Consider the following 2,950-nt stretch of genomic DNA (forward strand, 5'->3'; position numbering starts at 1 on the left):
TTGTTAATGCCCCGGCGACCCCCGCTCTCTACCCCCAAACTCTCGTCGGCAGCTTCAGCTGTGTATAAGAGACAGGTCCTCGGGCGTCGTCGTGCTCGGCGAGATCTCGCCCTGGGACACGTTCATGGAAGTGGTTACTCCTTGGCGGCCGCGTCGTTGACAGCGGTGACGATGTCCTCGGGCGTGCCCTGACCGGCGAGCAGGTTGACGACGGCCGTGTTCAGGGCGTTGCCGATGTTCTGGCCGTAGAGCGTGTCGAGCCAGACGGAGACGTACGGCGCCTCGTTGTACGCCTCGAGGATCGAGACGAGCGCCGGGTCGACGACCGCGCCCTGCGCCTCCTTGCTCGCGGGCAGCGTCTGGAACGCGGTGGCGTAGGCCTCCTGCGACTCCTTCGACATGGCGTAGTTGAGGAAGTCGGCGCACGCGTCCGGGGCGTCCACGTAGCAGGAGTAGCCGTCGACGCCGCCCATCATCGCGCCGGGCTCGCCGTCACCGTCCTCGACCTCGGGGAACGGGAACCACTGGAGGTCGGGCAGGGGCTGCTCGTCCGGCGTGAGGGACGCGATGACGCCCGGGTCCCACGCGCCCATGAGCTCCATCGACGCCTGGTGGTTCGCCAGCAGGCCGGCCGACGAGCCGGCGCCCTGCTGCGCGGACGTGGTGAGGAAGCCCTCGTTGAACGGCTCCGTCGCTGCGAAGTCCGCGAGCGCGTTGCCGGCGTCGAGCCAGCACGGGTCGTCGAACGTCCGCGTGTCGGCGGCCTCGTTCATCGCGTCCTGCGAGCAGTACCGGAGCGCGAAGAAGTAGTACCAGTGCGCGGCGGGCCACGCGTCCTTGGCACCGAGCGCGATGGGCGCGATGCCCGCGGCCTTCAGCTGCTCGGTCGCCGCCTCGAGGTCCGAGATCGTCCCCGGGGTCTCGGTGATGCCCGCCTGGTCGAACAGGTCGGTGCTGTAGAACATGCCGCCGGGCAGGATCGACACCGGCATGCCGTAGACCTTGCCGTCGACGGACAGCGCGCTCAGCGACCCGCCGACCGCCTCCTCGACCGCCGGGTCGATGAGGTCGGTCAGGTCCTTGACCTGACCCGCCTCGACGACGTCCGCGAGCTTGCCGCCGCCGCGCGCCATGAAGATGTCGGGCGCGTCACCCGAGTTCAGGGCGGTCTGGAGCTTGCCGTCCATGTCCTCGTTCTGGATGGACTGGATCGTGATCTTGACGCCGGGGTTCTCGTCCTCGAACGCCGCGGCCGTCTCCTTCCAGTAGTCCATGCCGGGGCCGGTCGTGGAGTTGTGCCAGAAGGTCATCGAGACCGAGCCGTCGTCCGAGCCGGAGTCGCCCCCGCCTCCACAGGCCGAGAGCACGAGCGTGCCCGCCATCGCGACGGCGGTCGCCGCCAGGAGCTTCCGAGACTTCATCGTTCCGTCCTCTTCGTCGAGTCGCACAGGGCGCACGCTGCCTCGAGCGCGCCAGGCTGCCGCCGCGTCGGGGCCGCCACGGCGACTCTCGCAAACGGAGGGGTGGCGTGTCAATCGTTATCGATAACGTTTTACATACGATGCCGCGGCAGGCGCTGTGCGGGCGCGGTCGTGGGGCTAGGTGCGCACCCCCGGACGCAGCCACGGACCGGGACGAGCGCGCGGCGGGGCGCCGCCGAGGGGCCGCGGCACGGGCTACTGTCTCCCCATGCGCTCCACCGGAAGAGTCACGATCGGCGACGTCGCGCGCACCGCCGGCGTCTCGGTCGCGACGGTCTCCAAGGTGATCAACGGCCGCTACGGCGTCGCCCTCGAGACCTCCCGCCACGTCCAGGAGGTCATCGACCAGCTCGGGTACGAGTCGTCGATCGTCGCGCGCAGCCTGCGCAGCAGCCGCACCAACGTCATCGGCATCCTCGTCGCCGAGTTCGAGCCCTTCTCCACCGAGCTGCTCAAGGGCATCTCCGAGGCCGTCGACGGAACGGGCTACGAGCTGCTCGCCTACTCCGGCGGGCTGCGCCGCGACGACCGCGTCGGCTGGGAGCAGCGCTACCTCTCGCGCCTCGGCGGCACCCTGATCGACGGCGCCATCCTCGTCACCCCGACCGTCGTCGCGCCGGGCAACTCGATCCCCGTCGTCGCCGTCGACCCGCACCGCGGCCCCTCCGGCCCGCCCACCGTCGACTCCGACAACCTCGCCGGCGCGCGCGCCGCGACCGAGCACCTGCTCTCCCTCGGGCACCGCCGCATCGGGTTCCTCGCCGGGCGACCCGACCTCGAGTCCGCGCGCCTGCGCGAGCAGGGCTACCGCGAGGCCCTCGCCGACGCCGGCGTCCCGTTCGACCCCGACCTCGTGCGTGTCGGCGGCTACCGCCCCGACCTGGCCGACTCCCCCGCGCACGAGCTGCTCTCGCTCCCCGAGCGCCCCACCGCGATCTTCGCCGCGAACGACCTGTCGGCGATCCGCACCATGGAGGTCGCCGCGGAGCTCGGCCTGCGCGTGCCCGACGACGTCTCCGTCGTCGGGTTCGACAACGTCCCCGAGTCCGCGCTCACCACCCCGCCCCTCACGACCGTCGACCAGCCGATCCACCGCATGGGCGCCGAGGCCCTGCGCCTCATCGTCGACCTCGTCGAGGGCAACACCCGCGAACCCCACGTCCGCCTCCCCACGACCCTCGTCGTCCGCGGCACCACCCGCCCCCTCTGACCCTCCGACCTCCGGACCGCCGACCGCCTTGACAGGACCGAGTCAGCAGGGAAGGCCCCCTGGTCCCGCGAGGTAGAACCGTGGTGGCGCGAGGTAGAACCCCGGTGCGCGAAGTAGAACCCTGGTCATGCGGGGACCGCGGTCGCCCGGGTGCGTGAGGACCAGGGTGAGACGACCTAGGGCGGGGTGGGTGGTGGTGCCGCTTCGTGGCGGGCCTGGCGGGAGCCGCGAGGAACGAGCGGCGGATGGTAGACGCGGC

At 71.2% G+C, this 2,950-nt stretch carries 2 protein-coding genes; one reads left to right on the forward strand and one right to left on the reverse strand.

Translation table 11 applies throughout. From position 1 onward, the window contains the following. Window positions 1–134: 134 nt before the first annotated feature. Window positions 135–1,421: an ABC transporter substrate-binding protein gene (locus ACFWH7_RS20930; RefSeq protein WP_378219597.1), complete on the reverse strand. Its 1,287-nt coding sequence runs from the start codon at window positions 1,419–1,421 to the stop codon at window positions 135–137. A gap of 268 nt (window positions 1,422–1,689) precedes the next feature. Between ACFWH7_RS20930 and ACFWH7_RS20935 the strand changes: the two genes are divergently transcribed. Then, complete coding sequence (locus tag ACFWH7_RS20935; protein WP_378219599.1) at window positions 1,690–2,691, forward strand: LacI family DNA-binding transcriptional regulator; 1,002 nt, start codon at window positions 1,690–1,692, stop codon at window positions 2,689–2,691. The last annotated feature ends 259 nt before the right edge of the window (window positions 2,692–2,950 follow it).

It is taken from the genome of Cellulosimicrobium cellulans (genome assembly GCF_042723955.1).
Lineage (GTDB): Bacteria > Actinomycetota > Actinomycetes > Actinomycetales > Cellulomonadaceae > Cellulosimicrobium > Cellulosimicrobium cellulans_H.